At 66.1% G+C, this 25,752-nt stretch carries 25 protein-coding genes; 18 read left to right on the top strand and 7 right to left on the bottom strand.

Annotated elements, in window-relative coordinates; translation table 11 throughout:
* The first annotated feature begins 55 nt into the window (after positions 1 to 55).
* From G9373_RS04410 to G9373_RS04400, 3 genes are all read left to right on the top strand, one after another.
* Positions 56 to 946 (top strand): LysR family transcriptional regulator, encoded by an 891-nt coding sequence (locus tag G9373_RS04410; protein ID WP_167114060.1) that lies wholly within the window; start codon positions 56 to 58, stop codon positions 944 to 946.
* Positions 947 to 1,052: 106 nt separating this feature from the next.
* Entirely contained in the window at positions 1,053 to 2,996 is a 1,944-nt protein-coding gene (locus G9373_RS04405) for an acyl-CoA thioesterase/bile acid-CoA:amino acid N-acyltransferase family protein (protein ID WP_167114057.1), read from the top strand.
* The gene (locus tag G9373_RS04400; protein ID WP_133984825.1) at positions 2,996 to 4,291 is read left to right on the top strand and encodes a glutamine synthetase family protein; all 1,296 of its coding nucleotides are present in this window, start codon (positions 2,996 to 2,998) and stop codon (positions 4,289 to 4,291) included. The genes G9373_RS04405 and G9373_RS04400 overlap by 1 nt, the downstream gene beginning before the upstream one ends.
* A gap of 1 nt (position 4,292) precedes the next feature.
* Here the strand turns inward: G9373_RS04400 and G9373_RS04395 are convergent, their stop codons facing one another.
* Positions 4,293 to 5,513: a fatty acid desaturase gene (locus G9373_RS04395; RefSeq protein ID WP_005252532.1), complete on the bottom strand. Its 1,221-nt coding sequence runs from the start codon at positions 5,511 to 5,513 to the stop codon at positions 4,293 to 4,295.
* A 180-nt stretch (positions 5,514 to 5,693) separates the two neighbouring features.
* Here G9373_RS04395 and G9373_RS04390 point away from each other — a divergent pair, with 180 nt between their 5' ends.
* The 7 genes from G9373_RS04390 to G9373_RS04360 all read left to right on the top strand — a co-directional run bounded on the left by G9373_RS04390 (position 5,694) and on the right by G9373_RS04360 (position 11,526).
* Entirely contained in the window at positions 5,694 to 6,113 is a 420-nt protein-coding gene (locus tag G9373_RS04390) for a hypothetical protein (RefSeq protein ID WP_240960359.1), read from the top strand.
* Positions 6,110 to 8,461 (top strand): hypothetical protein, encoded by a 2,352-nt coding sequence (locus G9373_RS04385; RefSeq protein ID WP_167114054.1) that lies wholly within the window; start codon positions 6,110 to 6,112, stop codon positions 8,459 to 8,461. The genes G9373_RS04390 and G9373_RS04385 overlap by 4 nt, the downstream gene beginning before the upstream one ends.
* Positions 8,462 to 8,478: 17 nt before the next feature.
* Positions 8,479 to 9,213: a hypothetical protein gene (locus G9373_RS04380; RefSeq protein WP_167114051.1), complete on the top strand. Its 735-nt coding sequence runs from the start codon at positions 8,479 to 8,481 to the stop codon at positions 9,211 to 9,213.
* A gap of 69 nt (positions 9,214 to 9,282) precedes the next feature.
* Positions 9,283 to 10,131: a hypothetical protein gene (locus tag G9373_RS04375; RefSeq protein WP_240960358.1), complete on the top strand. Its 849-nt coding sequence runs from the start codon at positions 9,283 to 9,285 to the stop codon at positions 10,129 to 10,131.
* Positions 10,128 to 10,607: a MaoC/PaaZ C-terminal domain-containing protein gene (locus G9373_RS04370; RefSeq protein ID WP_005254050.1), complete on the top strand. Its 480-nt coding sequence runs from the start codon at positions 10,128 to 10,130 to the stop codon at positions 10,605 to 10,607. Before G9373_RS04375 ends, G9373_RS04370 begins: the two co-directional genes overlap by 4 nt.
* Positions 10,608 to 10,702: 95 nt before the next feature.
* Entirely contained in the window at positions 10,703 to 11,026 is a 324-nt protein-coding gene (locus G9373_RS04365) for a hypothetical protein (protein WP_037203105.1), read from the top strand.
* 167 nt (positions 11,027 to 11,193) lie between these two features.
* The gene (locus G9373_RS04360; protein WP_005252545.1) at positions 11,194 to 11,526 is read left to right on the top strand and encodes a hypothetical protein; all 333 of its coding nucleotides are present in this window, start codon (positions 11,194 to 11,196) and stop codon (positions 11,524 to 11,526) included.
* A gap of 55 nt (positions 11,527 to 11,581) precedes the next feature.
* On the opposite strand, the gene G9373_RS04355 is transcribed toward G9373_RS04360, so the two are convergent.
* Positions 11,582 to 11,944 carry a VOC family protein gene (locus tag G9373_RS04355; RefSeq protein WP_054245693.1) on the bottom strand — a complete coding sequence of 121 codons (363 nt, stop codon included), beginning with the start codon at positions 11,942 to 11,944 and terminating at the stop codon, positions 11,582 to 11,584.
* A 260-nt stretch (positions 11,945 to 12,204) separates the two neighbouring features.
* On the opposite strand from G9373_RS04355, the gene G9373_RS04350 reads away from it, so the two are divergent.
* The 3 genes from G9373_RS04350 (at position 12,205) to G9373_RS04340 (ending at position 14,755) form a co-directional block, all read left to right on the top strand.
* Positions 12,205 to 13,137 carry an arabinofuranosidase gene (locus G9373_RS04350; RefSeq protein WP_065491917.1) on the top strand — a complete coding sequence of 311 codons (933 nt, stop codon included), beginning with the start codon at positions 12,205 to 12,207 and terminating at the stop codon, positions 13,135 to 13,137.
* Between the two features lie 442 nt (positions 13,138 to 13,579).
* Positions 13,580 to 14,281 (top strand): alpha/beta hydrolase, encoded by a 702-nt coding sequence (locus G9373_RS04345; RefSeq protein ID WP_167114047.1) that lies wholly within the window; start codon positions 13,580 to 13,582, stop codon positions 14,279 to 14,281.
* Between the two features lie 33 nt (positions 14,282 to 14,314).
* On the top strand, positions 14,315 to 14,755 hold the full coding sequence (locus G9373_RS04340) for an SRPBCC family protein (protein ID WP_005252560.1): 441 nt from the start codon (positions 14,315 to 14,317) through the stop codon (positions 14,753 to 14,755).
* Positions 14,756 to 14,796: 41 nt separating this feature from the next.
* Here the strand turns inward: G9373_RS04340 and G9373_RS04335 are convergent, their stop codons facing one another.
* Positions 14,797 to 16,557, bottom strand: coding sequence for a plasmid pRiA4b ORF-3 family protein (locus G9373_RS04335; RefSeq protein WP_167114045.1), 1,761 nt, complete (start codon positions 16,555 to 16,557; stop codon positions 14,797 to 14,799).
* Positions 16,558 to 16,686: 129 nt separating this feature from the next.
* Here G9373_RS04335 and nhaA point away from each other — a divergent pair, with 129 nt between their 5' ends.
* Entirely contained in the window at positions 16,687 to 18,555 is a 1,869-nt protein-coding gene (nhaA, locus tag G9373_RS04330; protein WP_120660585.1) for a Na+/H+ antiporter NhaA, read from the top strand.
* On the opposite strand, the gene G9373_RS04325 is transcribed toward nhaA, so the two are convergent.
* Positions 18,556 to 18,903 carry a GNAT family N-acetyltransferase gene (locus G9373_RS04325; protein WP_120660586.1) on the bottom strand — a complete coding sequence of 116 codons (348 nt, stop codon included), beginning with the start codon at positions 18,901 to 18,903 and terminating at the stop codon, positions 18,556 to 18,558.
* Positions 18,904 to 19,013: 110 nt separating this feature from the next.
* Between G9373_RS04325 and G9373_RS04320 the strand changes: the two genes are divergently transcribed.
* Complete coding sequence (locus G9373_RS04320) at positions 19,014 to 19,922, top strand: LLM class flavin-dependent oxidoreductase (protein ID WP_167114042.1); 909 nt, start codon at positions 19,014 to 19,016, stop codon at positions 19,920 to 19,922.
* Between the two features lie 16 nt (positions 19,923 to 19,938).
* Here the strand turns inward: G9373_RS04320 and G9373_RS04315 are convergent, their stop codons facing one another.
* Positions 19,939 to 21,126: a serine/threonine-protein kinase gene (locus G9373_RS04315; RefSeq protein WP_167114039.1), complete on the bottom strand. Its 1,188-nt coding sequence runs from the start codon at positions 21,124 to 21,126 to the stop codon at positions 19,939 to 19,941.
* Between the two features lie 61 nt (positions 21,127 to 21,187).
* Between G9373_RS04315 and G9373_RS04310 the strand changes: the two genes are divergently transcribed.
* From G9373_RS04310 to G9373_RS04300, 3 genes are all read left to right on the top strand, one after another.
* On the top strand, positions 21,188 to 22,585 hold the full coding sequence (locus G9373_RS04310; RefSeq protein ID WP_167114037.1) for a plasmid pRiA4b ORF-3 family protein: 1,398 nt from the start codon (positions 21,188 to 21,190) through the stop codon (positions 22,583 to 22,585).
* Between the two features lie 224 nt (positions 22,586 to 22,809).
* On the top strand, positions 22,810 to 23,262 hold the full coding sequence (locus G9373_RS04305) for a hypothetical protein (protein WP_005564514.1): 453 nt from the start codon (positions 22,810 to 22,812) through the stop codon (positions 23,260 to 23,262).
* A gap of 65 nt (positions 23,263 to 23,327) precedes the next feature.
* Positions 23,328 to 24,371: a DNA polymerase IV gene (locus G9373_RS04300; protein ID WP_005564516.1), complete on the top strand. Its 1,044-nt coding sequence runs from the start codon at positions 23,328 to 23,330 to the stop codon at positions 24,369 to 24,371.
* A 42-nt stretch (positions 24,372 to 24,413) separates the two neighbouring features.
* Here G9373_RS04300 and G9373_RS04295 read toward each other — a convergent pair whose 3' ends face one another.
* A complete protein-coding gene (locus G9373_RS04295; RefSeq protein WP_206031577.1) occupies positions 24,414 to 24,815 on the bottom strand; it encodes a hypothetical protein in 402 nt (133 codons plus the stop codon).
* Positions 24,815 to 25,537: a hypothetical protein gene (locus tag G9373_RS04290; RefSeq protein ID WP_043788679.1), complete on the bottom strand. Its 723-nt coding sequence runs from the start codon at positions 25,535 to 25,537 to the stop codon at positions 24,815 to 24,817. The genes G9373_RS04295 and G9373_RS04290 overlap by 1 nt, the downstream gene beginning before the upstream one ends.
* Between the last annotated feature and the right edge of the window lie 215 nt (positions 25,538 to 25,752).

Raw genomic sequence — 25,752 nt, 5'->3', positions numbered from 1 at the left:
TTAATACAAGCGAAGCGTGTTCATCGGCATCACTTGATTCGGACGGGGTATCACCATGGAGTTACGTCAGCTGACTCAATTCGTCGCCGTCGCCGACACCCTGAACTTCCGGGCGGCGGCGGAACGCCTGCACATGACGCAGCCGCCCCTGTCCGTGTCAATCCGAAAGCTGGAGGAAGAGATCGGTGCCGAACTGTTCGTCCGGTCAACTCATCAGGTGCGGCTCACGAAGGCCGGCGAGGCGGCGCTGACCGATGCGCGCGCGGCACTTTTCCACGCCGAGGAAGTGGCCAGGGTCGCGCGGTCCACGGCGCACGGATTCAGCGGCGGGCTGCGCGTGGGCTTCGTCGGTTCCGCCAAGAACATCCTGCTCCCGCGGCTGCTGCCGGCATTCCAGAAGCAGTATCCGGACATCGTGTTGAAGTTCTCGGAGCTCACCAACGCCGAGCTGATCGACTCGCTCGAACAAAATCACCTCGACGTCGGGATCGTGCGCGTGCCACTGTCGCGGCGAAGCGATATTCGCTACATCACCGTGGAGCGTGACCACTTCGTCGTCGCCCTCCCCACGCGACACCGGCTGGCAGCGAAGGAGGGGGTCTCGCTCGACGACCTACGGGACGAGCCGTTCATCGACTACACCACCTCGGACCTGCCCGGCCTGCACGCGCTGACGTCGATTCTGTTCGAGGAAGCGAAGTTCTCACCCCGGGTCTCCCAGGAGGCGGTGCAAGTGCAGACGGTGTTGTTTCTGGTCGAGAGCGGGTTCGGCTGGGCACTCGTTCCGTCGAGCTCGTCGCGGCGAGCGGGTACCCGTGTGCGGTTCCGGCAGCTCGTCCCCGCCGCGCCGCGTCCCGCGATCGGGTTGGCGGTGGCCTACAACCCGACGTTCGCGGGCGTCACGGTTCAGCGTTTCTGTGAACTGGCGGAGACTCTCGCGCGGTGACGCGCGCTCGGCTCGGTGAATCCTGCCCCCGCGCCCGCCCGAGGGCCGACAATATGTGTGGGTCGGCCGTCGTCCGCTCGGATATGCCGAGCAGTGGGGCAGTGCAATGGGGTTCATCATCGGATTCGCACCCTGGATCGTCTACTGGATCCTGGTGGGCAACACCGGATTCGTCGCGGCCATAGCGATCGCGTTCGGTATCGCGGCCGTAGGCCAGGTGCTGCAACGGTTGCGGGGCCAGCCCTGGCGGACCCTCGAGGTCGGCACCGTCGCCGTCTTCGCACTGTTGCTGATCGCGGCACTCACCCTGGACGACGCCGTCCTCGAACGCTGGCTTCAGCCGCTGAGCAACTTCGGGTTGTTCGCGATCGCGGCGGTGGGCGCTCTGATCGGGCGGCCGTTCGTGCGCGAGTACGCGGCGGCAACCGTGGACGCCCGGACGGCGGCGAGCGGCGGATTCCGATACATCACCACGGCCATGACGTGGATGTGGGTGGCCGCGTTCGGACTGATGACCGTGTTCTCGCTGATCCCACCCATCGTCGACGGCGACGCCACCATGCGCGACGCCGGCGACACCCTGTCCGTCGTCTGCTACTGGGTGCTGCCGTTCACCCTCATGGGCGTCGCGGGCCTCGTGTCCGCGGTGTTCCCCGGATGGTTCGAGAAGCGGTCGCAGCTGCTGGAGACCCACACTTCGGCGGAGCCCGCGGTAACCGAGCAGCCCGCGCCGGCCGCGGACCTGTCGGCAGGGTCCCTCGAACTCGACGTTCCGGCGTCGTCGCGTCACGACGAGGCGTTCTCGCTGATCGTCCGCGGCGCCCGGCCCGGATCGTCGGTGACCGTCCGCACCACCGGAACCGACCTGTTCGGTGGACAGTGGCGGGCGGAGGCCACGTTCACCGTCCCGGCCGACGGAATCGTCGACGTCGCCGGACAGGTTCCGGACCACGGTGACTGGGACGTGGCGGACGCCGACGCGCCGCTGTGGGCCATGCGTTTCGTGTCCGAGGGCCGGGTTCCCGACCTCTTCGTGCCGCCGCCCGACGCCTGGCTGGTCACCGTCGAGGCGGGCACTCCGGACGGAACGTCGCGGCGGACGGTGACGCGTCACGTGAGCGCCCCGGGAGTGTCCGTCCGTTCCCTCGATGTCGGCGACCGACCGGCGCTGCTCGCACTGCCCGCCGGCGACGCTCCGAGCGGCGGTTGGCCGGGCGTCGCCTGCTTCGGCGGCTCGGAGGGCGGCGTCGACTCCCAACGTTCCACCGTCGGAATGCTGGCTGCCAACGGGTATGCCGCACTGGCCTATTCGTGGGTGGACGAATCGAACACCGACGCGACGCTGGTGAACGTTCCGCTCGAGCGGTTCACGTCCGCGGTCGAGGCTCTCGGTGCGCAGCCGTCGGTGGACGCGAATCGCGTGACCGCGATGGCCATTTCGCGGGGTGCGGAGGGCCTGTTGGCGTCTGCGTGCGTCGGCGACCTCCCCGTCGCCGGGCTGATCCTGATCAGCCCGAGTTCGGTGTCGTGGCAGGCGATCGGCCCCGACGGCGAGATCGCCGACACCCCGTCGTGGACGTGGAACGGCCGGCCCGTGCCGTGGGCGCCGCTGCCGGGTGGGACGCTGATGCCCCAGCTGATCCGCAACGCGTGGCGGGCGCACCAGGACGTCACCGCGCACCGCCCGAGCCTGCTGCGCCTGGGTGCCGCCTACCGGGCCGGGCTCGCGGCCGCACCGGCCGAGGCGACGCTGCGGTCCGAACGGGCGACCGCGCCGGTGCTGTGTCTGACCGGTGCGGACGACCAGTTGTGGCCGTCGGACGAGATGGCCACGGCAGTTCTCGGGCGTCGATCCGGCACCCGCGACGAACACCGGACGTTCGACGGCGCCGGCCACCTCCTCCGCCTCGGAATGTTCCCCGCCGACGCGCAATGGACCGGCGGCATCGCGTTCGGCGGCGGGGGCGCAGGTCAGGGCCGGGCGCAACGCGAATCGGTGCACAGCGTGCTCGGGTTCCTCGCGCGGACCACCGCAGTGGCGAGGGCCTGATGCCCGGCGCGGAGGATGGTTTCGGCCACACGGACCGCATCGTCGGCTCGATCGTCGACATGGCCGGGGTCTCCCGGGCGAAGGTGCTGCCGATCTCGAGACTGTCCACCTTCGTCGACTCCGGAGCAGGCGCATCGCCGAGCTGGACTGTGTTCTGCGTCGACGACCACCTCGCATTCACGCCATCCTTCTCCGTCGTCGGCGACCTCCGGCTGCGGATCGACGGCGACGACGTGCGAGACCTGGGCAACGGCACGTACTGGGCGCCGGCGTGCCTGACCGAGCAGGACGGGACGCCGTCGCTCGCCTGCACCCGGTACGCGCTGCGGCGGGTGACGGCGCGGCTGGCGGAGTCCGGGCTGACCGCACGAATCGGCCACGAGATCGAGTTCGCGCTGTTCGACGCGGCGACCACGGAAGAATGGTCCGCCTACGGCCTCAATGCCGTTCTCACGCAAGAAGAATTCATCGAGCGCCTGCTCGCGGCGGCGTCGACGGCCGCCCTGCCGATCGAACAGGTCCACGCCGAGGCCGGGCTCGGCCAATTCGAGGTGTCGCTCGCCCCCGCGGATCCCGTCGAGGCGGCCGACAACGCGGTGCTGGCCCGCGCCCTGATCAGCCGGATCGCACGCGCCCAGGGACTGCGGGCGTCGTTCTCACCCATGCCCGTCGCGGGCGGGGCGGGTAATGGTGCCCACCAGCACGTGTCGTTCACCGAGGGTGACCTGCCGATCCTGTCGGGAGGCCCGGGCCCGCACGGACTGACTCCTGCCGGTGGCGCCGCGGTCGCCGGGATTCTGCGGGCGCTACCCGAGTTCACGGCCGTTCTCGCCGGATCGGCGCTGTCGCACCTGCGGTTGCGCCCGGGCATGTGGTCGGGCGTGTTCCGCTGCTGGGGCCTGGAGAACCGCGAGGCCGCCGTTCGCCTCTGCGCGGACACCGCCGGGAACCCGCACGGCGCGAACCTGGAGATCAAACCCATCGACCCGTCCGCGAACCCGTATCTGAGCAGCGCCGCCATTCTCGGCGCCGCGCACGACGGCATCGCCGGTGCGCTTCCCCTCCCGGACGAGGTGTCGGTCGATCCCGCGGACCTGACCGGCGCCGTGGATCTCCTCCCGACCCTGCCGTCCGACGTGCTCGGAGCGTTCGAGTCGTCGGCGCTCGCGCGCGACCTGTTCGGACCGCTGATCATGGAAGCGCTCGCGGCGGTCAAGGAATACGAGCACGCCGAATACCGGGAGAAACCGGTCGACGAGGTCGCGCAACGCTTCCGGTACGCGTGGACGTCCTGAGTCAGTTGCGAATCATCGCCAGCGCCGTACGCAGTCCGCGCCGCTTCCCGGTCGCAGGGTCGACGCCGAACACTTCCTTCATCCCACCGCGGATGCGGAATCGGAGTTCCGAGGCCGTCTCCGGTGCGTCGTCCGCGGACGCCGACAGGAAGCGGTTGGGCAGGGCGAGCTTGAAGATGGTGCGGAGGGTGAGTCCGTACTGGTGGGGCAGCGAACCCGTCGTATAGGGGAGGTCGTACTTGTCGCACAGTTCCCGCATCTTCACGCCGATCTCGGCGTAGCGGTTACTGGGCAGGTCGGGAAACGCATGGTGCTCGATCTGGTAGCAGAGGTTGCCACTCATGAACGCCAGCACCGGGCCGGCGTTGAAGTTGGCGGAGCCCAGCATCTGGCGCAGGTACCACTCGGCCTTGGTTTCCTTCTCGAATTCCTCCTTGGTGAACTTCTCCGCGCCGTCCGGGAAGTGGCCGCAGAAGATGACACCGTAGGCCCACAGGTTGCGGATCACGTTGGCGGTGATGTTCGCTGTCAGCGTGCTCTTCCATGCCGGGCCGGTGAGCGCCGGGAACACCACATAGTCCTTGCCGACCTGCCGCGCGATCTTGCGTCCCACCTCCTTCGCGTTGCGGAGGGTTTCGGCGCGGTCGTAGTCGCCGCGCCGGATGCTTTCCACGTCGAGGTGGTGCAGCGCGACACCCCACTCGAACAGCAACGCCAGCAGCACGTTGTAGAACGGCTGCGCCAGGTACACCGGCGACCACTTCTGGTCGCGGGTCATGCGCAGGATCCCGTATCCGACGTCGCTGTCGAGACCGACGATGTTGGTGAACTTGTGATGGACGTAGTTGTGCGAGTGCTTCCACCCCGACGACGGGCACGTGTTGTCCCACTCCCAGTTCGACGAGTGGATCTCGGGATCGTTCATCCAATCCCATTGGCCGTGAATGACATTGTGGCCGAGTTCCATGTTCTCGATGATCTTCGCCGCACCCATCAAGGCGGTACCCAGGATCCACGCCGGTCTCTTCCGGCTGCCGAACAGGACGACCCTGCCCGCGATCGCCAGCGACCGCTGCAGTTTGATCGTCCGGTCGATGTACCGCGCGTCGCGGGCGCCGCGGGACTCCTCGATGTCTGCCCGGATCGCATCGAGTTCCGCGCCCAGCGCCTCCACATCCGCATCGGTGAGGTGGCTGTACTCCTTGATATCGGTGATGGCCATCTGGTCTCGATACCCGGTTCACCCGATTCTCAATCTGCGAATCCGCCCAACCGTTGCACAACCGTGTTGTGGTCACACGTCCGTGTGACGGCGTCCGCTATTCTCTCCCCGGGTCGCCGAGCGTGTCGGTGACCCGGATCCGGGGGTGGATCTCGATGCGGCTATCAGGGGGAGATGTAGATGTCAGAGGGCGATATGACGTGGCCGGAAAGTGTCATTGCGTCGCTGGACGGGACCGGTGCGACGCAGCCTCCGCTGGCCGCCGTCCCCGGGCTGGCGCCGGTGCTCGGTGGACCGGACGTCGCGGTCGTCAAGGTCGACCCCGACATGCTGCGTGCGATGTCCACCGCGCTCGGCGTCATCGCGCGTGAGGTCGAGGCGTTGGGTGGCCGGCGTAGCTTCGAGCACGCGGTGCGGGCCGTCGAGGGGTCCGACACCGCGGCGGCATGCAAGGAAGCCGGCGACATCCTCGCGTCCGCGCTGGGAGTCGCGGCCGGTCGCATCGACGAGATGGCGTTCATCGCGGGTGACGGGGCCGAGAACTACGAGGTCACCGACACGTCGTTCGCGTCGCAGCTGTCGGCGATGGGGGAAATGTGATTCCGCGTCGGTCGCAACTGCACGTCTGGAACCCGCGGGATCTGACACTGGCGGGCGAGGAGATCGGACGGACCGCCGAGGACACACGGGGCCGGGCGGACGACGTCCAGCGTGCTGTCGCAGATCTGGGCCGACACGACGACTGGCGCGGTCCGGCGCAGGCGGCCGCCGAGCAGAGGGCGAACAGTGAGCGCACGGAAATCCGCCGGCTCGCAGACGATCTGGAGGATCTGTCGAACGCGCTCGTCGGTGGGGCCGATCGCCTCGGCCATGCGCGGGACTACGTCGCCACCGTGATCGACAAGGCGGCAACCGACGGATTCACCGTCTCCGACGACTGGCAGATCGTCAGCCGGCCGACGACGATGAGCGAGGCCGAGGCCGCCGAGCATGCCGAGCTGATGGAGTACTGGCGCAGCCAACTCGGTGGAGCACTGACGGAACTCGACAATGCCGATCGGGACATGGCGACGGCGATCCGGGACGCGCTGCGCGCCGTGGCGGCGAGTGCCCCGGCGACCACGGGTCTGTCGGGGCACGAGGGCACCGCGCTGGGCGAGCAGGTGGTGCGAGGCGGTTCCGACATTCCGCAGGACGTCCGTGACCGTGTCGCCCGGGAGATCGCGGCGGCGGGACTTACTCCCGCACAAGTGCAGACGCTGGCCGACGGCGGCAAGGTCACCGATCTTCCACAGGGAACGATCGACTTCCTGCAGCAGTTCTATACCGCGGCCGGCAAGGACGGCTTCCTCGCCCTGTCCGAGCAGTACAGCGAGAACGGACGCACCGAGGCCGCGAGCGCGCTGTCCAACGGCCTCGCTGTGGTGTCGAACTACAACGTCGGCAGTGCCAGCGGCGACGTCGGCGGTCAGAGCCACATTCCGGAAAGCCTTCGAGGACTGTTCGAGGGACCGGTGACGTCGACCGGCAACCTGACGAAGGGCGCGCACGACGCACCGCAACCGTCGGTGGTCGTCAACAACGGCGACGACCTGGCACGATTCACCAAAGCCTTCGGTCTGGCGGACCCGGCCGTGCAGCAGGGCAGTGAGCTGAGCGAGAGCCTCCTCTCCCGTGCCGGGGAGATCGCCTCGGCCACCAACGACAAGAGCCTCCTGATCGGGGACTCCTTCGACCACAACGCTCTGGGCCGCGACAGCGTCGACACCCTCCTGCAGGACATGGTCGGCGTCGGTGGCCGCGACCATGCCGCCGTCCACAACATCCTGTCCGGCGACGGCATGCCGGCCGGCTACAACCGCGACGACGTCATCATGCCCCTGCTCCAACGCGATTGGGCCGACGGCGGCGAACAGAACGTCGCCGCGATGTTCGACTGGATCGCCGACGACGCCCGGCCCGCCGATCCGTCCGATCCCGGCGAAATATTCCGGTCCACACAAGCCGGCGAATCGGCATTCGGGCTCGCACAAATCCTCGCCGCAAAAGACGCCGACCTGCTCGACATCCCGGGAATGAAGGGGCAGGCAATCGGTGAGGTGAACCCCGAAATCACGCAGGCGTTGGGGAAGGTAGTTGCTCCCTACGTGGCTGAAATGGTGGGTGCTCCACAGGCCTTCACCGGAAACAATGGGTTCGCAGGGCCGCCCGGCAACGAAGGATTCGGCATCGATAACGCCACTCGCTTGTTCTCGGTGATCGATTCGAATGCTGATGCCGCGGCGTACCTCAATGCGCAGGCCTTCGGGATGTCCGCACAACTCGAGCAGGCGTGGGCGGTCGGGGGGCATGATCCGGAGAACTGGGCCCAGGAATACGGCACGTGGGCCGGACGCATTCAGGGGGTCGTCGACAAGGGCCTCGATCTCGAGTTCAACGACAGACTGGGCGATGCCACTTCCGAAAACTCGGCAGGATTCGAGAACAAAGGCGTCGCGTACGACACCATCCGCACTGCGATTGGAAAGGGTGTCGAGTTCATCCCGGGGGCCGGCCCCTTGATCTCCACCGGTATGGATCTGGCCGATCCAACCTTCAAGAGTGCTGTGATGGGCGCAGTCCCCGAAGCTGTTGTCAAGGCAAACGGCGAGGTCACATACGAAACGAGTCTTGCTCAGCACTACTACCAAATCGCACTCGGTCTTCAGCAGCAGAACGGGGGCGTTCTCGATCCGTTCCCGCGACTCGATTCCTTCACTGAAAGCCCGGGCGGTCCGCTGAAGAGTTTCGACGAGATCGCGTCGGTTGAGCCGGAACGTTCGCTGCCGGTTCTACAAGCCGTACTCAACGGATACATAGTGAATGCCGGCTTGGCGGACATCGACTCGTTCACCCTCGCCGTGAATGGCGGACGTGATGAAGTTCTGGCGCCGGAGCCAGGTCGATGAGGGCGCGCCTTGTAGCGATGACGATGGTCGTAATGGCCTTGACTGGCTGCGGGCCCGGTGGTGATACCGACGATCGGCCAGTAGAACCAGCGCTATCGGGCGGGTACGCGGTGCCGGACAACGTCGGCTTCACTTTTCGATGGACAGCGGAGTCGGGTATCGATCTCACCAGCCGTGAATCGACGGTCGTAAGGGCATATTTGGAGTCGTACTACATAGCGCTTGGTGCCCACAGTTCGGAGAAGGGCTACCCGGGTTTCACCGATGCGACCGCTATGCAGTTGGGACGCTGGAACTATGGCGGCAGGAGCAATCAGCCACTCAATCAGTACACCGGAACCCAGTTCGAACACCTCTTGTGGCTGTCCCCAACCGCGAGTGGATGGTTTGCGACTGTGTGTACTGGTGACTATGCGGTGATGAAACATGGCGAGGACGGGAAGTATTACAACGTCGGATCCACGGCTGTCGGAACCGAGGAGATCGAGATCGTTGCACCGCCCACACCCGTCGCGGAGAGTGGTGCTCTAGATTCGTCCGGACCTGAGCGGGCACCTTCGCGGGACATGTTCGCTGAATGGACGATCCGACACCATCAACCTGCTACGGCCAACATCGAAGCTGATCGTCAGTGTGACACTCGCATGCCTGACGCCCGTGAGGCCCGGCCGCAGCAAGTGAATCAGCCCCATGACGTCCCGTACCCGTCGCTTGCGCCGATTCCAGGCTGGCCGAGGAGCGACCAGGAATGACATCAGTGTCGGTGGGGGTGGGTGGCTCCCAGGTAACGCTCGAACGGCTTGGGAGCAAAAGGTATTCGCGTGAATTTTGAGAAGAGTCGGCTTCCGATCCTTGCGGCCATCGTCTTGACTGTTGCAGGTTGCGGATCGAGTGGGACCAAGCCCCCAGCGGTCGAGTCGGCCTCGGCCTACTCGGTTCCTAACAACATAGGGTTCAACTATCGGTGGTCTGCTGACCCTGGCGTCGATCTGTACAGCCGGCAGGCGACGGTCATTCGTGCGTATGTGGAGTCCTACTACCTAGCGATCGACGCCAACGCTCTCTCGGCCGCGTATCCGGGATTCGCCGAGGCGGTTCCCCAGCACAAGCGAGCCGACTTCGACCACCCCGTCGACCTGACTGAAGGGCGATACGTCGGCACCCAGTTCCAACACTTGATGTGGATGACGAAGACCGAGCGTGGTTGGTTTGCCACAATCTGCACGGGCGACTACTCGGTGATGGAAGTGGGTCAGGACGGGAAGTTCTACAACGTCGGGTCGAAGTATGTGAATGCGGAGACTGTGGAGGTGATCGCACCGAATGACGTGGCCGCGACGTCGGCAGATTCCTCCGGACCGGAACGTGCGCCCACCATCAATGTCTTCGACGGTTGGACGCTGGCTGAGCACGTAAAGGGCGCGCGCGATCAGAACGCATACGCGGAGTGTGACTCCGCATGGCCGATGCGAGGGATGCGCGACCGCAGAAGGCGAACGTCCCGCACGACACCCCCTACCCGACGCTTGCTCCGTATCCGGGCTGGCCGCGCTACGACGAGAACTGACGCCCTCTTCCCACCGTCGGCGGAAGGGCACTGTCACCGCCGCCGTCGTCCGGTCATATCCTCGACGTCAGCCTCCGTGTTCGGTGGAGGCGTGGGCGAATGATCGGACGGTTGGTAGTGGACAGCAAATGTGACGTCGTGTATGCGGACGACCTCCGGGTGGGCGAGAAGTTCGAGCTGGGCTCATACACGGTGACGGAGGAGGAACTGGTCGAGTTCGCGGGGCAGTGGGATCCGCAGTCCTTCCACATCGACCGCGAGTCTGCAGATGGCGGCTATTTCGGTGGGCTCATCGCGAGTGGTGTGCACACGATCGCGGTGTGCCAGCGACTGTCCGCGACTACTGTTTATGCAGGCTGGAGCGTTATTGCGGGGGTGCGGATGCGCGACGTCAACTTTCTCCGGCCGGTGAAGCCGGGTGATGTGCTCACCGGAAAGCTGGTCGTGGAGGATGTGGTGCCCGACGATCGCGGACGGGCCTTGGTGACCGTCGCGGCGGAGATTTTCAACGGATCCGGCAAGCAGGTCTTGACCTCGGTGACCGAGATGTACATGCGCTGCCGACCGGAAACCGACTGATCGCCGAATTTTCTGGACGAACACTCTCTTCGAGGATTGTTTTTCGCGTTTCTGGGTACCGCCACGAAAGACCAGGTAACCAACGGAGGGCAGTCATGAGAATGGGCAGGAGAGTGGCCGCGGTGGCGGTATTCGCGGCTTCGATCGGATTGGGAGCATCCGGTGTCGCCTGGGGCGGCAGTCTCGACTCGGCCGTGCCGGTGCGCCGGCCGGATGTCATTCAGCCGATGCCACCCGGATTCCCGCAGAACGGTCCGATCGGATGCGACGACTGGGCGGAACCCTACGAGAACAACGTGCCGCAGTGGGGCACCGATCCGTACAACCAATTCGATAACTGGTGCGACGGCCCCGAGGACGGCCTTTCCGCGCAGCAGCCGCCGGTCAATGACGAGCAGGGCCGGATCGTCAATCCCTGATTCGACGGTGAGTGTTCGCACGAGGCATTTTGCCGTCGTGTAACCCGGTCGTGAACTGAAACCGACCGTCCGTCAAATTTCATTCACGAAATTCGCTCTTCAAGGATTGTTTACGTTGTCTTTGGGTACAGCCCTTAGGCAGCGTTATTCACCTATGGGAGGCAACGATGAAGGTCGGCTCGAGATTGGCTGCGGTCGCTGTGTTCGCGGCCTCGATCGGTTTGGGAACATCCGGTGTCGCCTGGGGTGACGCGCTCGACTCGGCAGTCGTACCGGTGCGCGCACCGGACACGGTTGCACCACTGCCTCCTGGTGTTCCGCCGACCGGCCCGGCCGGTTGCGACGACTGGGCGGAACCGTACGAGAACAACGTCCCGGCGTGGGGCACAGACCCGTACAACCAGTACGACAACTGGTGCGACGGACCCGAGGACGGTCTGCCGCAACCGGCCACCTACAGCGGTGACGAGGGTGGAGGCGACTCGCCGAACGAGCCGTAAACCGACCGATCCGAATCAGCGCGCCCCGGGAGTCTCCGTTCCGGGGCGCGCTGATTCAGTTGCCGGAGGGCGGTTCGTGCAGTCCGAAGGAGGAACCCTGGTCGTCGTGGCACAGCTTGAACCGCCCGAACTTCGCCACCGAATCGGGGTCTTCGCCCAGCTCCACGGCGTCGACGGTGCCGCCCAGCGCCAGTACCTGCTCGACCGCGGCGTCGAGGTCGGGCACCCGGAAGAAGACATACGGGCCGGCGCCCTCGTCGCCGCCGTGGATCCCGCCTGGGACGTTCGGTGTGTTGATGGAGTAGCCCGACCCGCCGGGCCCGGATTCGAATTCCCAGCCGAACAACGCCGAGTAGAACTTTCGGCCCTGCTCGGTGTTGGCCACACCCAATTCGAAGAATGACAGTTCGCCCGACATGAGCACTCCTCCGTCGACAGTGTCCCCGAGACGCTACGCCGAGATGCCGTCACGCATAAGGCTCGCGCGTAGACCGACCGCGCCGCAGGAGTATTGATCGCCGCTGCTGCGGGTGGCGCCCTCGGGTTCGTATACGGCGTCACTGCACGGCCGTCGGTAACGATCCGCTGCCTGCGGCCAAAGTTACGCATGGTGCGCCTGCTGTGATAGATACTGCACCGGTGATGCTGCCCAAACGAACCTGCTTTTCCGCCATATCGATGGTGATGCTCGCTGTCGCAGGCTTGCTGGCCGCCGCCCCGGGGAGCAGCGGCGCCGCACCGCTCGCCTGGCGAACCACGATGGTGGCGTTCAGCAACGTCAGCGACCGCGACCTGGATGTATACGAGTCGGAGGACGGCACGGGGTTCCAGCCCCTCCGACTGTCTGCATATCGGCCTCCGTCAGGGGTGGTGCGTGACCCGAGCATCTTCCGGCACACGGACGGGTTCTACTACCTCACCTACACGACGATCGACGGGGCGAACATCGGCTTCGCACGCAGCAGTGACCGCATGGACTGGAAGTTCCTTGGGGCCTGGCCGGTCCCATTCTGCTGCGCCTTCCTGCCGGGCACGGGAGACGGAACGGGCTCAGCGAGCCCGCCGGGTTCCTCGGGGTCGGCCGGGTTCAGCGACGGACCGTCGCTGTCGCCGTTCACCACCAAGGCCTGGGCACCCGAATGGTTCGTGGACGGCGACCGGGTCAACGTCATCCTGTCGATGTCGACCGGTGGAGGATTCGTGCCGTATCTGATGACGGCGCTGGAACCATCGCTCAGGTTGTGGAGCCCGCCTGTTCCGCTCGCCGGGATCGGCGCGGACCATATCGACACCACCGTGGTCAAGGTGGGATCGACCTATCATGCGTTTACCAAGAACGAGACGAAGAAGGTCGTCGAGCATGCGGTCGCTTCGTCGGTGACGGGACCCTATTCATTCGTCCCGCCTGGAAACTGGGGCTCGCTGGTGGAGGGCCCAGCCCTGGTTCAGTTGCCGAGCGGCGCCTGGCGGATATATCTCGACGCCTATACCGAAGGAAAGTATCTCTATTCCGACAGCACGGATGGGCTGCGCACCTGGTCACCCGTGCAAGAGCTCCCAGGCCTTTCCGGGACGGTGCGCCACGTCGGCGTGATGAGAGAGCCGGCATAACGACGACTCCCGCGACGCCGCCGATGGCGGCAACCTCGAAGCGCAACGACACCGATACCGCTGTGCGGAAGGGTTCACCGGGCGACCGGTGTTGAGCATGAACGTAACTCGTAGGTGAGTGGCGCAGCGTGCCGGGGTGCACATCGCCACTCGCGTGCGAAGGAGCTACCTCAGGCCGCCAGCTCGTCGGCGATCTCGATGTCGATTTCCTGTTCGGTCATTCCGCCGAAGAGATGGTTGGTGAACATGTCAGCTCAGTTCTCGTAACGTGTGGTGGATCCCGGCACGGTCGGACTTTCTTGTCCGACCTACTGGGTGTATCGCCCTCGGCGGCGCTTCCGTTTCACGACGAGCAGGTGAGGGGGCGCGCATTCGCGCGCACGTAGCGCTTAGGCTCGACTCGACCGTTCGTTCGTGTCCCGGAAACAGGAGATGAGTCGAGATGCCCGCAACCTTCGTTCTGCTGCCCGGCGCCGGCTCGGACTCGTGGTACTGGCACCGCGTCGCACCGATCCTGGAGGGAAGCGGGCACTCGGTGATCGCCGTCGACCTTCCGTACGGCGACGACGACGCGGGCCAGTACGAGTTCGCCGACGTCGTCGTCGATGCGGTCGAGGACGTCGAGGGTTCGATCGTGCTGGTCGCGCAGTCCATGTCCGCGTTCACCGCCGCGATCGTCTGTCAGCGCGGCGAGGTCGACGTCGACCTGCTGGTTCTCCTGGCACCGATGCTGCCCGCGCCGGGGGAGGCACCCGGGCAGTGGTGGGAGACCACCGGTCAGGCCGAAGCGAAACGGGCGTTCGACGTGCTGGAGGGTCGCGACCCGGATGCGCCCGACGACCTGCGGGTGTTGTTCTTCCACGACGTGCCCGACGACGTCACCGAGGAGGCGTTCAGCCAGGAGGAGCCCGTCATGTCGAACACCCCGTTCGAGACGGTGTGGCAGGCGGACGGGTGGCCGCACGTGAAGACGCGGGTCGTCGCCGGGAGGCGCGATCGGCTCTTCCCGCTCGAATTCATGCAGCGGATCGTCCGGGAGCGACTGGGCATCGCACCGGACGTCATCGACACGGGCCATCTGGCGGCACTCGCGCGCCCCGGCGAACTTGCTGCCATGCTGGAGCGCTACGCGTCCGAACTGTAGGGCATGTACAACCGACGAGAAGGAGAGCAATCGATGGCGTTGTCGGTATCTGGCGAGTTCGAGATCGAGGCGCCCCAGGAGCAGGTGATGGCTGCGCTGGCGGACGTCGAACGCATCCCCGAGTGGTCGGTGGTGCACAAGAAGGTGGTCGTCGAGTCCCGATTCGACGACGGACGCCCCCGCACCGTGCGGATGACGCTCGCCGTCCTCGGGGTCGCGGACACGCAGCTGGCCGAGCACAAGTGGCTCGGGGACGAGCAGATGTCGTGGACGCTCCTCGAGAGCGAGAAGCAGAAGTGCCAGGAGGGGGAGTATCGGCTGACCCCCACCCCGCGCGGGACGTCGGTTCACCTCACGATGTCGGTCGAGCCGAAGGTGTGGGTGCCGAAGTCCGTGCTGCGTCAGGGGCAGAAGCAGGCCGTGCGTTTGATCCGCAAGGGATTCACCAAGTTCGTTCTCGAGAACTATGTCTGAGTCGGGGTCCGCGCGTGCTGCGCGGACACCCGCCAGACGCTCTACCCGAACAACGTCGCGAAGGCCTCATTGATCCCGTTTCGATCGAACGATGTCGGATCGAGTTGCTGATCGGGGCGCAGACCCAGCCAGTCCCGAATTTCCGAGTGTTCCTGGTGATGCGGGTCAGCGCTGGCTTCGATCATGTTCGCCCAACCCCACGGGCCGCCGGAATCTTCGTACGGCGCCATATTGCGCCCGTCGAGGCATAGCGCTACAGGGGATTCGGGAGCGGGGTTGTCGACCGATTCGACGACGATGTGATGGATCCAGTCGTCACCGAAATCGTACAGGTAGGTGAGACGGTCGCCGACCGAGCTGAGCAGCGAACCGACGGGGACCTCTTCCTCCGCGACGGCGGGGCCTACGAGGTCGCGGTGCGCGAAGTCTTCATTCGGAATGAATACCCTACCGCCTGAGTACGCGGGCCCGGCAGAGAACTCGTGTAGATGGCAGTCTTCCCAGCCGAACGCGGACTGGATGATGTCGTGGAGAGCGGAAAGCGGTAGTGAGGCGTCGAGTCGAACGCGGCGCCAGACGGGAATGTGGGTGCCTTCCAATGAAATCCGCAATGTAACGTGCGAATCCACCATGTCGGACAGTGCGTACTCGGTCTCTGCGCCAGCGAGTTGGACGGCACGAAGAACGGCAGGCTGCAGCGCGGCCGGAACCCGGTATGCGTCATCCTTGGTCAGCCACTTCTGTTCCACCAACCTGTCCAGTCGGTCATAGACGAAGGCATCCAGGAGCGATTGCTCGTCGCCGGATGGCGCGTCTTCCGAGTCGGCGACAGGCGGCTCCGATGTCATCCCCGCCAAGATCACCTGCGTCACGACCACATCGGTCAATTGCGTGAGGTCGAGTGGGTGACGTTGCGTCGATACGAGTTGGCTGCGGACGAATTCGGTGACAGCTGCACGAATCAACGGCAGCGCCCGGGTCGTCCGGTCGGCGATCAGCTCCGCGTTCGGTCCGCGGACCGCGCGTGTGGAGTTGACGGTGATGAGGCCGATCTCTTCCGCAGTTTCCCAGTAGGTCAGCATCTCGGGCACGTCGCGCATCGAGCGGATTCGGCGCGCACGCGGAAACCCCTCCGAGTCGAGGTCGAGATCGACACCCAACGCGTCAGCGAGACCGGGGATAGAGGCGGGTTTGGGCACCTTGGTCGAGGTGACGGCCGCACCCTTCCCGACCCAGTCCACGAGTGCGACGAGGGAGGCGATCAGCGGAAGGGAGGTGAGTGCGCGTAGTTCGTCCTTCTCGTCCACGGCGGGTAGTGCGATGTCTTCGGGAAGGACGACGGGTGGTTGCGGCTCGACGAAATGGATGAGGTCCTCGATGCAATGTATGAGGTTCTCTTCGGTGCCGGTCCACAGCCGATTTTCGTCGAGAAAGTTGAGGAACGTCAGTGCCGAGGCGACAATCGTCAATGCGATGTCATCCATGTCCTCGGAATTATCTGCGGTTAGTTCGTCAGCGGCATCGAGGAGGGTATGCGCGTCCGCGGGGAGCCAGCCGGTGGCACGGAAACCGGGGTGGGCGTGCGCGAGGTTCGTGAGTGTCGACTCCAAGAGGTGTGCGAAGAGTTCCGCGTCCTCGGTCAGATCGCCCCTGCGCAGCCACTGAACGAAGCTGTCGATAAGCGCTGGGTCGACGGCGGAAGCGGGAAACAGCGGTGCGACTGTTGAGCGGTTCCTTCGTTGGCGTGCCTGCTGTTTTGCCGCACGCTTCTGGCCCGGATTTCTACTCCGCTTCGATCCCATGGCGAGATGATAACGCGACCGAGAACAGGTGCCTGGGCGCCGCCGGATCGGAGTTGATCGGACAGCGGGGCGGCTCATGTGCAGGGGCATTAGGCTGACCTGCGGCAGAAACTGTGAGCGAGGGGACAGATGACGGTCGAGCAGAGCAGCCCCACCACACTTCGGCGACTGTCGGCGCGGTTGGCCCTGATCCGCGACGACACCGACGACGACAAGCTGTCGGCCGGTTTCCTCCTCGTCGCCACGATCCTGGCGTTGGTGTGGGCCAACATCGGTGATTCGTACGAGTCGTTCTGGCACACCCCGGTGACCATCCAGATCAGCGACTACGGCATCAGCCTCGACCTGAAGCACTGGGTCAACGACGGGTTGATGACGCTGTTCTTCTTCGTCGTGGGGCTCGAGGTGAAACGTGAGCTGACGATGGGCGAACTCACCGATCGCGCCCGTGCCGCCGTCCCACTTCTCGCCGCGATCGCGGGTCTGGCGCTGCCCGCCGTCCTGTTCCTGATCCTCAACCCCAGCGGCGCCGAGGCCAGCGCGTGGGGCGTCGTCGTCTCGACCGACACGGCGTTCGTGCTGGGCGCACTGGCACTCGTCGGACCCCGATGCCCCGCCCGGTTGCGCGTGTTCCTCCTGACCCTGGCCGTCGCCGACGACATCGGTGCCCTGGCCATCATCGCCTTCTTCTACACCGACAACCTCCGGCTCGGGCCGCTGCTCCTCGGGTGCGTCGGACTGCTGCTGATCATCCAGTTGCGCAAGCTCGAGGTGTGGCGTGGTGTCGCCTACTTCATCGTCGCGGCGGGCACGTGGGTCGCGTTCTACGAGTCCGGCGTCCACCCCACCCTCGTCGGTGTGCTGATCGCGCTGATCCTGCCCGTGTATCCGCCGCGGCGCAGCGAGGTGGAGCGGGCGGGTGAACTCACGCGCGCGTTCCGGCAGTCACCCAACTCCGACTACGCCCGCGCCGCCCAGCTCGGTGTGCTGCGCGCGGTGTCCGTCAACGAGCGGTTGCTGCGCTTCTACCAGCCCTACACGGCGTTCCTCGTCGTCCCGATCTTCGCGCTCGCCAATGCCGGTGTGGTCATCACCGGGCAGACCCTCGCGGACGCGGCCCGGTCTCCGCTGGCGTGGGGCATCGTGCTCGGCCTGGTGGTCGGCAAGCTCGTCGGCATCACCGCGGCCACGGCCCTGTTCTCGAAGCTGCGGCCCGGTAGCCTGCCGCGCGGGCTGACGCTGTCCCAGATCGCCGGTGGCAGCGCGCTGGCCGGCATCGGCTTCACGATCTCGCTGTTCATCGTCGACCTGGCCATCGACTCACCCGAGCTCGCCAACGACGCTCGGGTGGGTGTCCTGACGGCGGCGGTCATCGCCACCGTCCTCGGTTGGGCACTGTTCCGGCTGTCGGACTGGGTGCACCCGCCGACGGAGGCCGTCGGGCGCACCCTGCTCCGGCCCGTCGACACCGGCCGCGATCATCTGCGCGGGCCGGTGGATGCGCCGCTCACCCTCGTCGAGTACGGCGACTTCGAGTGCCCGTTCTGCAGCAAGGCCACCGGCAGCATCCGGGACGTGCGGGCGCATTTCGGGGACGAGCTCCGCTACGTCTTCCGGCATCTCCCCCTCGACGCCGTGCATCCGCACGCGCGTTTCGCCGCCCAGGCGAGCGAAGCGGCGGCCGCGCAGGGACGGTTCTGGGAGATGCACGACCACCTGTTCGCCAACAGCGACGCCCTCGCCGAGGACGAGATCTTCGGTTACGCCGCCGAGCTGGGGCTCGACATGGACCGGTTCGAGGAAGACATCCGCAGGGGCACCTACGTTCACCGCATCGACGACGACGAACTCGACGCCGAGTCGAGCGATTTCCGGGGGACCCCCACGTTCTACCTCGGTGCAACGGGCACCGACCTCGCCCGGCACAGCGGCCCCTACGACGCCGCCACCCTCATCCGGCAGCTCGAAGAGGCGCGCGCTGCCGACGGCGCACCCTGATCAGCCGCGCGAATCCTTCACAGCCTGGATCGCGGCCGGCGTGACCGGGTCGACGTCGTCGGCGAAGTCGTCGTGCTTCTTCAGGTAGCCGGCGACGAACGGGCAGATCGGCACGATCCGTTTGCCGTCCCCGACGGTCTCGGTGAGTGCGCTGCGGATCAGGGTGCTGGCGAGGCCGCGCCCCGCGAACTGCTCGCCGATCTCGGTGTGGAAGAAGATCCGTTGATTCGCGTCGTCGAGGTACTCGGTGAACCCGGCCAGTTCACCATCGACGCGGACCTCGAATCGGTGTAGTTCGGGGGCGTTCCGGACGTCGGGTGCGGGGCCGTCTTGCGTGTCGTCTGTCATGAACCCACTATGCCGCCCGGCGGGGTTCCGGCTGCGCGGCGGGTGTTCCCGAACGCCGCGGAGGTGGATGATCGTAGGAGCTCAGCGATCCGAGAGGGGACGCGACCGCCATGACCGATTACGGCAGGGCCGTGCAGTTCGGGGCGTTCGTGACCCCGTCGGTGGAGTTGCTGGCCAACACGTTCGAACTCGCCGCCCTCGCCGACGAGACCGGACTCGACCTGATCGGCGTGCAAGATCACCCGTACCAGGCGAAATTCCTCGACTGCTGGTCGCTGATGGGCACGCTGCTGGCCCGGACCGAGCGGGTGCGCGTGTTCCCCGACGTCGCCTGCCTGCCGCTTCGCCCGCCGGCGACGATGGCGAAGGCCGCGGCCAGCCTCGACGTGATGTCGGGAGGCCGATTCGAACTGGCGTTGGGTGCGGGCGCGTTCTGGGAGGCGATCGGGGCGATGGGCGGTGACGTGCGCACGCCCGGTCAGGCCGCGACGGCGTTGGAGGAGGCGGTCGAGGTGATCCGCCTGATGTGGTCCGGTGAGCGTGCCGTGTATTCCGAGGGTGAGCACTATCGCCTCGCGGGCGTGCATCCCGGACCGGTCCCGGCGCACCGGATCGGGATCTGGCTGGGCGTCGGCGGCCCCCGGCTGCTGCGGGCGCTGGGACGCTCGGCGGACGGGTGGGTCCCGTCGAGTTCGTACTTTCCGCCCGAGGTCCTGCCCGGCATGCACGCGCGGATCGACGCGGGCGCGGCGGATGCGGGCCGGGATCCGAGCTCGATCGTCCGCGCCTACAACGTGTTCGGCGGGGTGAGCGACACACCGTCGGACACGTTGTTCCACGGAACCGCCGAGCAGTGGGTGAGCCAACTGACGGAACTCGCGGTGGACGCGGGCATGGACACGTTCGTCTTCGGCACCGATGGCGACGATCTCGCCCAGGTCCGCACGTTCGCGACCGACGTCGCGCCCGCCGTTCGGGCCGCCGTGGATGAGCGCCGTGGAACGGGTGCCCGCGCTTGACCCGACCGCGACTCGCTCAGTTGCCGTCCTTCTCCTTGTCCTTGTCCTTGGGCTTGTTGTTCCCGTTGCCGTTGTTGCCGTTGTTGTTTCCCAGTCCGGTCTTCGGTGCCGGGGCGCCGGTCGGTGGGGGAGGCGCAACCGGGTTGACCTCGACCGCACTGCTCGGGACGGAGACGGGCGCCGGAGCGGGGACGACCGCGGTGGTGCTCGGCCCGGGACCGACCGTGCCGTCCCGATTCTGAGACGCGATGGCCAGCGCCGCCACGACCACGGCCACCAGCACCGCGGCGATCGCGGCGACGATCAGGCCGGTCCGCCGTGGTCGCCGTGGCTCGGGCGGCAGCTGAGGGACGGAGGTGGTGGGTGTGAATGCTCTCGTCGGCGGCGGATGCGGGCCGGACGCTCCGAGGACGGCATTCCGCATGGCTTGGGCGTCGGCGTACCGCTGCTGAGGGTCGCGGGCCATCGCCCGCTCGATCGTGTCGGCGAGGTTCGGATCGGCGTCCGGACGGGCTTCGCGCAGCGGTCGGGTCGCGCCGTCGATGATCGCCCGGGCGAGGGACAAGATGTTGTCGCCGGCGAACGGCCGGTGCCCGGCGACGGCTTCGTAGCCGACGACGCCGACGGCATAGAGGTCGTCGGAGGTCGTGGCGGGTGTGCCCATGATGCGGTCCGGGCTGAGGTAGGCCACGGTGCCCAGCACCTGTCCCGTCGCGGTGTGGTCGGACGCGGCGCTCTTCGCGATGCCGAAGTCGGCGACCTTCACCGTGCCCGCGGCGGTGAACAGCACGTTTCCCGGTTTGATGTCGCGGTGCAGGATTCCCGCTCCGTGGGCGGCGCCGAGGGCGGCGAGCACGTCGGCGAGGATCGACCGCACCCGCGCGTCCGGGACGGGACCGGCGGCGATCTCGTCGGCGAGGGTCCGCCCGGGCAGGCGCTCCATCACGATGTACGCCATTCCGGCGTCCTCGCCGCAGTCGTGCACCGCGACGACGTTGGGGTGATTCAAGGTGGCGGCGAGCCGGGCCTCGGCCTCGAACCGCCGACGCGTGTCGGGGACGGAGGCGAGCTCCGGGCGCAGCACTTTGATCGCCACGGGTCGCTGCAGGCGCAGGTCCCATCCGTCGTGGACGTCGGCCATTCCGCCGCGCCCCAGCACTCCCCGCAACTCGTACCGACCTGCGAGAACTGCGGACACCGACATGTGCTCACGCTATCGTCAGCACTTGTGCCGGACACCGCTGCCTCCTGTCTAACATGACGCCATGACCGCTTCAGGTAAACGCCGACACCTGTCCGTCGTTCCTGACGTGCCGGTGATCGTCCGGCCGTCCGAGCGGCCGGGTCGCCGAGACGTGGCGAGTTTCCACCTGCGGATCGAGCTCGACGACGTGTCGCCGGCCATCTGGCGGCAGTTCGTCGTGCCCTCGAACCTGCGGCTGAACGAGCTGCATCCGATCGTGCAGACGGTCATGGGCTGGCAGGACAGCCACCTGCATTCGTGGGTCGGCGGTGAGCCGCCTGCCTCCGAGCGGTACGAGATGCGCGAGAGCATCGAAGAGGGCTTCGCCGACGAGGACGACGAGCTGTGCGAGGACGCGGTCCGGCTCGATCAGGTTCTGGCCGAACCCGGCGAGCTCCTGTCCTATCAATACGACTTCGGCGACGGCTGGGACCATACGATCGTCCTCGAACGGATCGAGGCCGACGGGCCCGCGCCGACGGTGACCTGCCTCGCCGGCGCCCGCGCCTGCCCGCCCGAGGATTGCGGCGGACCGGGGGGATACGCCGACCTGCTGACGGTCCTGGCCACCCCGTCTCACCCCGGTCATCACGACGCCGGGGCGTGGGTCGGGCCGGGCTTCGCGCCCGAATCGTTCGGCGTCGACGCCGTGAACCGTAATCTGCGGATCGAAGTCGTGATTCGTGACCACGGTCCGGTGACCGATTCCAAGTTCGCGGAACTGCTGCGCCGGATCCCCCATCAAGCTGCCCCGCACGTCTTTTCGCTGCTCGAGCACGCCCAGCTCACGACGCGGAAGGGTGACTTTCCTGCGGCCCAGGAAGCGGCGACGTTTCATCTGCGGTGGTTGCTGCAGCGCATCGGATCCGACGGCATCACGCTGACTCAGGCGGGCTACCTGCCCCCGGCCGTGGTGGCGGAGATGCGGCAGGCGTTGCCGGGCTTCGACGACTGGCCCGCCACCAGCAACCGCGAGACGGACCAACGGCCCGTCCACCTGCTCCGTGAGTACGCCAAGACACTCGGACTGGTGCGCAAGTACAAGGGAAAGCTCGTTCGAACCAATCTCGGAACGGCGATGGCGGACAACGCGACAAAGATGTGGCGTCATCTGCTCGATCGACTGCCGCTGGGCACCGAACAGATCGAGCGGGAGACCGGATACCTCGTGCTTCTCACACTCGCCGCGGGCACGTCGTCGGACGAACGCAGGGACGTGATCGCCGAGGGACTCGCCGCCCTCGGCTGGCAGACCAGCGACGGCACGATCGTCGGCAGGGAAGAAGTCTTCTGGATGGGACGTCCCACGATCTCGTTCCTCGAACTGATCGGCGCAATGGTCGAGGGCTGGGTGCAGCGCGACCAGCCCATGGACCCCGAATGGGGTCGGCTCCTCGCGCAGATGGTGCTGTCGATGTAGGTCGGCAACGTCGTGACAGCACCGGACTACGCCCGAACCTATTTGGGCGCAGTTGCTTTCGGCCCACATGGCACTCACGCGGTGGCGATGGCTCCAGGCAGTCGCCGGACGATCACGCAAACGACACTCTTCGACGCAGAACGATTTCGGGCCACATGTGTCGGAATCTTCTGCTTTGATACGTCCATGCAATAGTCGGTCGCGAGCGAGGGAGGTTGACGACGATGGTCGATTCCACCGAGGTGCCCGAGGTTTCGTGGGCGGGAATGGTCGAGTGGTTGACGGGTTCGCTGGTCGATCAACCGGTCGCGCTCATCGTCGAGATCGGCCCGAACAGCTACGTCAGTGAGGACGACGACGAAGAGGTCGTCTGCGCGCAGATTCAGGTACTGGCCGACGGTGTGTTGATGCTAAGGCGATCACGCGTCGAACTCGGGCACCTGCTGCTCGCCGACTATTCGGCCGAGCACCTGACCCTCGACAGGTGGCATTTCGACGGCCACTTCGAAGACTGTACGGACGGCTATCTCTTCAGTCGCGATGTGAACCTGATCGCGAACACCTGCGTGGCCTGGTTCCGGGACAATTGGGGCACCCGGTCCACCAGTGAACTCGGATGCTCGTATCGGTTCCCCGACGAGTTGATTCCGTCTGTCGACGCCGACGACGTGTTCTGACCTCCGCCGCCGCAGAAGTCGAGGATTCGAGGGTCGCGGTACGACGATTCCGGCACACTGGTTCCATGAGCATTCCGCCGCGTCGTCGGTGGGTGTTGCATGTCGATCTCGACCAGTTCATCGCCGCCGTCGAGGTGCTGCGGCATCCTGAACTGCGGGGACGTCCCGTCGTCGTGGGCGGTCGCGGGGATCCCACCGAGCGCGCGGTGGTGTCGACGGCGTCGTATGAGGCGCGTGAGTTCGGTGTCGGTTCCGGAATGCCGATGCGGATTGCGGCGCGGAAGATCCCTGACGCAGTGTTCCTACCTGTCGACGCCGAGGTCTACACCGAGGTGTCGGGCGTCGTGATGGACACGTTGCGAAAACTGGACGTCGTCGTCGAGGTGATGGGCTGGGACGAGGCGTTTCTGGGTGTCGAGACCGACGACCCGGAGGCCTTCGCGCGAACCGTGCACGACGCCGTCCTCGACGCGACCGGGCTGCACTGCTCAGTAGGTATCGGCGACAACAAGTTACGAGCCAAGATCGCGACCGACTTCGGCAAACCGCAGGGCATCTATCGGCTCACCGAGGAAAACTGGTTCGCCGTCATGGGGGAGCGCCCCACCGACGCGCTGTGGGGGATCGGAAAGAAGACAGCGAAGAAGCTTACCGCGCTGGGCATCAGCACCGTGCAGGAACTCGCCGACGCCTCGGATCAGGAATTGGCCGCGACCCTCGGTCCGAACATGGGACCGTGGTACGCCAGGATCGGTCGCGGCATCGACCTCTCCCCGGTCTCGGCGGAACCCTGGGTGGCCCGGTCGCACAGCCGGGAGACGACCTTCCAGCAGAACCTCGCCGGCCGGGAGGCCGTCACCGAGGAGATCCGTCGTCTCGCCGCCCGGGTCCGGGAGGACATCCTCGCGGAGAACCGCCGGGCGGTGCGAGTGGCGTTGAAGGTGCGCTACGCCCCGTTCGATACCCACACGACGAGCAAGCCGCTGCCGGAGCCGACATTCGACCCGGACGTGATCGCCGATGCGGCAACAGCATTGGTCGACAGGCTCGACCACGAGCGGGAAGTGCGACTCCTCGGTGTGCGGCTGGAAATGACCCCGCCGACGTGAGTGGCAAGGCGTGCTCGGGCACGCTTTGCCACTCACGTGGGGTCACCAGTCGGAACTCAGAATCCCGCCCTGCTGATTCCAGTCCTCGTCGGCCGGTTCATCTGGGTTCGCCCCCTGCGCCACTGCGTCGTCGCGAGCGCCCATGGAGCCGGCGAGAGAGTCCATCCGCTCGCGAGTTTCTGCGGCAAGTCGCTCGCGCTGCTCGTCAGAAAGTGATTCGAGGTCGGCCAGGGCCAATGGGATCACCCTGTCGAGAGTGGCGTTGAAGGCCTCTGATGCTACGAGGTCGCGCACGCCCAAGGCACCCGACAAGACGTCTGCAGCGAGGCGGCGAAAATCCGGATCCGGCGACTTCGCCGCGAGGACGGTCAACGACTGCTTCAGGTGAAGGGACACCCCGAGGTCGTCCCGTGCCACGTCGAATGTGCGTTCAGGCTGATCCATCACGCCCCCGGATGGTCGTAGGAAGTTTCGGGAAGGCTGGGCAGATCGATGAACTCGCTGCCGGCAAGTGATCCGGTGATACCACTCATAAGGGCCTGGACGACGGACCATGTTGTTGTCCAGTACTGGAGGACCTCACCCCACTTTTCGAGGATCATCAGAACCTGCAGCGTGGCCGCGCCCATCGCTGCGCCTGAACCGACAACGCCGACACCAGTCAGTGTCAGCGCCTCTGCGGCGGCAATCTCGATGAGGGCGATGATTGCCATGTCGGTAATGGCGGAGAGGGCATCCCCTACGGCCTTCGACAGCTCATACATGGCAAGGGAAATCTGGTCGATCTGTTCTGCAATGGAACGAAGCGGTGACGCCTGGCTACCGACCGCGTCACCAAACTTCTGAAAGTAGCCGCGCGCGTTGTCGGCCGCGATGCCTCTCCACGGCTCGACGCCACGAAGACTCTCGTGGATTGCTGCGGAGAAGTGGTCGTTGTAGTCGGCCAGATTCTGGACGCTGTTCCCTGCGCGCTTCACGCCATCCCAGTCGCCCGAGAGCTGTTCCGCCGCCCAGTCCCACGGATTGGACTTGATCACTGAGGTGCAGAACTGCTGGATGTAGAACGAGGGACTCAGGAACGACAGCCCAACGGCGTTCTCGAGCATGTCGGGAACAGGGTCGGACCCATCGGGTTCGGTCAGTGCATCGACTGGATTGCTGCTCATCACTTCTCCCCGACAAGAGTGCGATCGAGCTCAGCCGCGTATGCGTGATCGGTCGTCCTGTACATAATCGCGGTCGACTCCAACTCCGTCGCGGAGCGATCGGAGAGGCTCCCCAGTGTCGACCGTCACGTAATTCCCCAGGGGTGTCCGTCACGTAATTCCCCATGCTCGGGCGTGCTGAGTCGAGGGTAACCCGAGCGGGCGGGGTGCGGGTC

Origin of the sequence: Rhodococcus sp. A14 (assembly GCF_011603105.1) — a bacterium.
Taxonomy (GTDB): Bacteria; Actinomycetota; Actinomycetes; order Mycobacteriales; family Mycobacteriaceae; genus Rhodococcus_F; species Rhodococcus_F opacus.
Note: the sequence above shows the minus strand (reverse complement) of the source record. Positions and strands in the feature narration are given on the sequence as shown.

Excerpts from the sequence above, each read along its gene's own strand:
- G9373_RS04410 (WP_167114060.1), top strand. The coding sequence starts at position 56 with ATGGAGTTACGTCAGCTGACTCAATTCGTCGCCGTCGCCGACACCCTG.
- G9373_RS04405 (WP_167114057.1), top strand. The coding sequence starts at position 1,053 with ATGGGGTTCATCATCGGATTCGCACCCTGGATCGTCTACTGGATCCTG.
- G9373_RS04400 (WP_133984825.1), top strand. The coding sequence starts at position 2,996 with ATGCCCGGCGCGGAGGATGGTTTCGGCCACACGGACCGCATCGTCGGC.
- G9373_RS04395 (WP_005252532.1), bottom strand. The coding sequence starts at position 5,513 with ATGGCCATCACCGATATCAAGGAGTACAGCCACCTCACCGATGCGGAT.
- G9373_RS04390 (WP_240960359.1), top strand. The coding sequence starts at position 5,694 with ATGTCAGAGGGCGATATGACGTGGCCGGAAAGTGTCATTGCGTCGCTG.
- G9373_RS04380 (WP_167114051.1), top strand. The coding sequence starts at position 8,479 with ATGACGATGGTCGTAATGGCCTTGACTGGCTGCGGGCCCGGTGGTGAT.
- G9373_RS04370 (WP_005254050.1), top strand. The coding sequence starts at position 10,128 with ATGATCGGACGGTTGGTAGTGGACAGCAAATGTGACGTCGTGTATGCG.
- G9373_RS04365 (WP_037203105.1), top strand. The coding sequence starts at position 10,703 with ATGAGAATGGGCAGGAGAGTGGCCGCGGTGGCGGTATTCGCGGCTTCG.
- G9373_RS04360 (WP_005252545.1), top strand. The coding sequence starts at position 11,194 with ATGAAGGTCGGCTCGAGATTGGCTGCGGTCGCTGTGTTCGCGGCCTCG.
- G9373_RS04355 (WP_054245693.1), bottom strand. The coding sequence starts at position 11,944 with ATGTCGGGCGAACTGTCATTCTTCGAATTGGGTGTGGCCAACACCGAG.
- G9373_RS04350 (WP_065491917.1), top strand. The coding sequence starts at position 12,205 with ATGGTGATGCTCGCTGTCGCAGGCTTGCTGGCCGCCGCCCCGGGGAGC.
- G9373_RS04345 (WP_167114047.1), top strand. The coding sequence starts at position 13,580 with ATGCCCGCAACCTTCGTTCTGCTGCCCGGCGCCGGCTCGGACTCGTGG.
- G9373_RS04340 (WP_005252560.1), top strand. The coding sequence starts at position 14,315 with ATGGCGTTGTCGGTATCTGGCGAGTTCGAGATCGAGGCGCCCCAGGAG.
- G9373_RS04335 (WP_167114045.1), bottom strand. The coding sequence starts at position 16,557 with ATGGGATCGAAGCGGAGTAGAAATCCGGGCCAGAAGCGTGCGGCAAAA.
- nhaA (WP_120660585.1), top strand. The coding sequence starts at position 16,687 with ATGACGGTCGAGCAGAGCAGCCCCACCACACTTCGGCGACTGTCGGCG.
- G9373_RS04325 (WP_120660586.1), bottom strand. The coding sequence starts at position 18,903 with ATGACAGACGACACGCAAGACGGCCCCGCACCCGACGTCCGGAACGCC.
- G9373_RS04320 (WP_167114042.1), top strand. The coding sequence starts at position 19,014 with ATGACCGATTACGGCAGGGCCGTGCAGTTCGGGGCGTTCGTGACCCCG.
- G9373_RS04315 (WP_167114039.1), bottom strand. The coding sequence starts at position 21,126 with ATGTCGGTGTCCGCAGTTCTCGCAGGTCGGTACGAGTTGCGGGGAGTG.
- G9373_RS04310 (WP_167114037.1), top strand. The coding sequence starts at position 21,188 with ATGACCGCTTCAGGTAAACGCCGACACCTGTCCGTCGTTCCTGACGTG.
- G9373_RS04305 (WP_005564514.1), top strand. The coding sequence starts at position 22,810 with ATGGTCGATTCCACCGAGGTGCCCGAGGTTTCGTGGGCGGGAATGGTC.
- G9373_RS04300 (WP_005564516.1), top strand. The coding sequence starts at position 23,328 with ATGAGCATTCCGCCGCGTCGTCGGTGGGTGTTGCATGTCGATCTCGAC.
- G9373_RS04295 (WP_206031577.1), bottom strand. The coding sequence starts at position 24,815 with ATGGATCAGCCTGAACGCACATTCGACGTGGCACGGGACGACCTCGGG.
- G9373_RS04290 (WP_043788679.1), bottom strand. The coding sequence starts at position 25,537 with ATGAGCAGCAATCCAGTCGATGCACTGACCGAACCCGATGGGTCCGAC.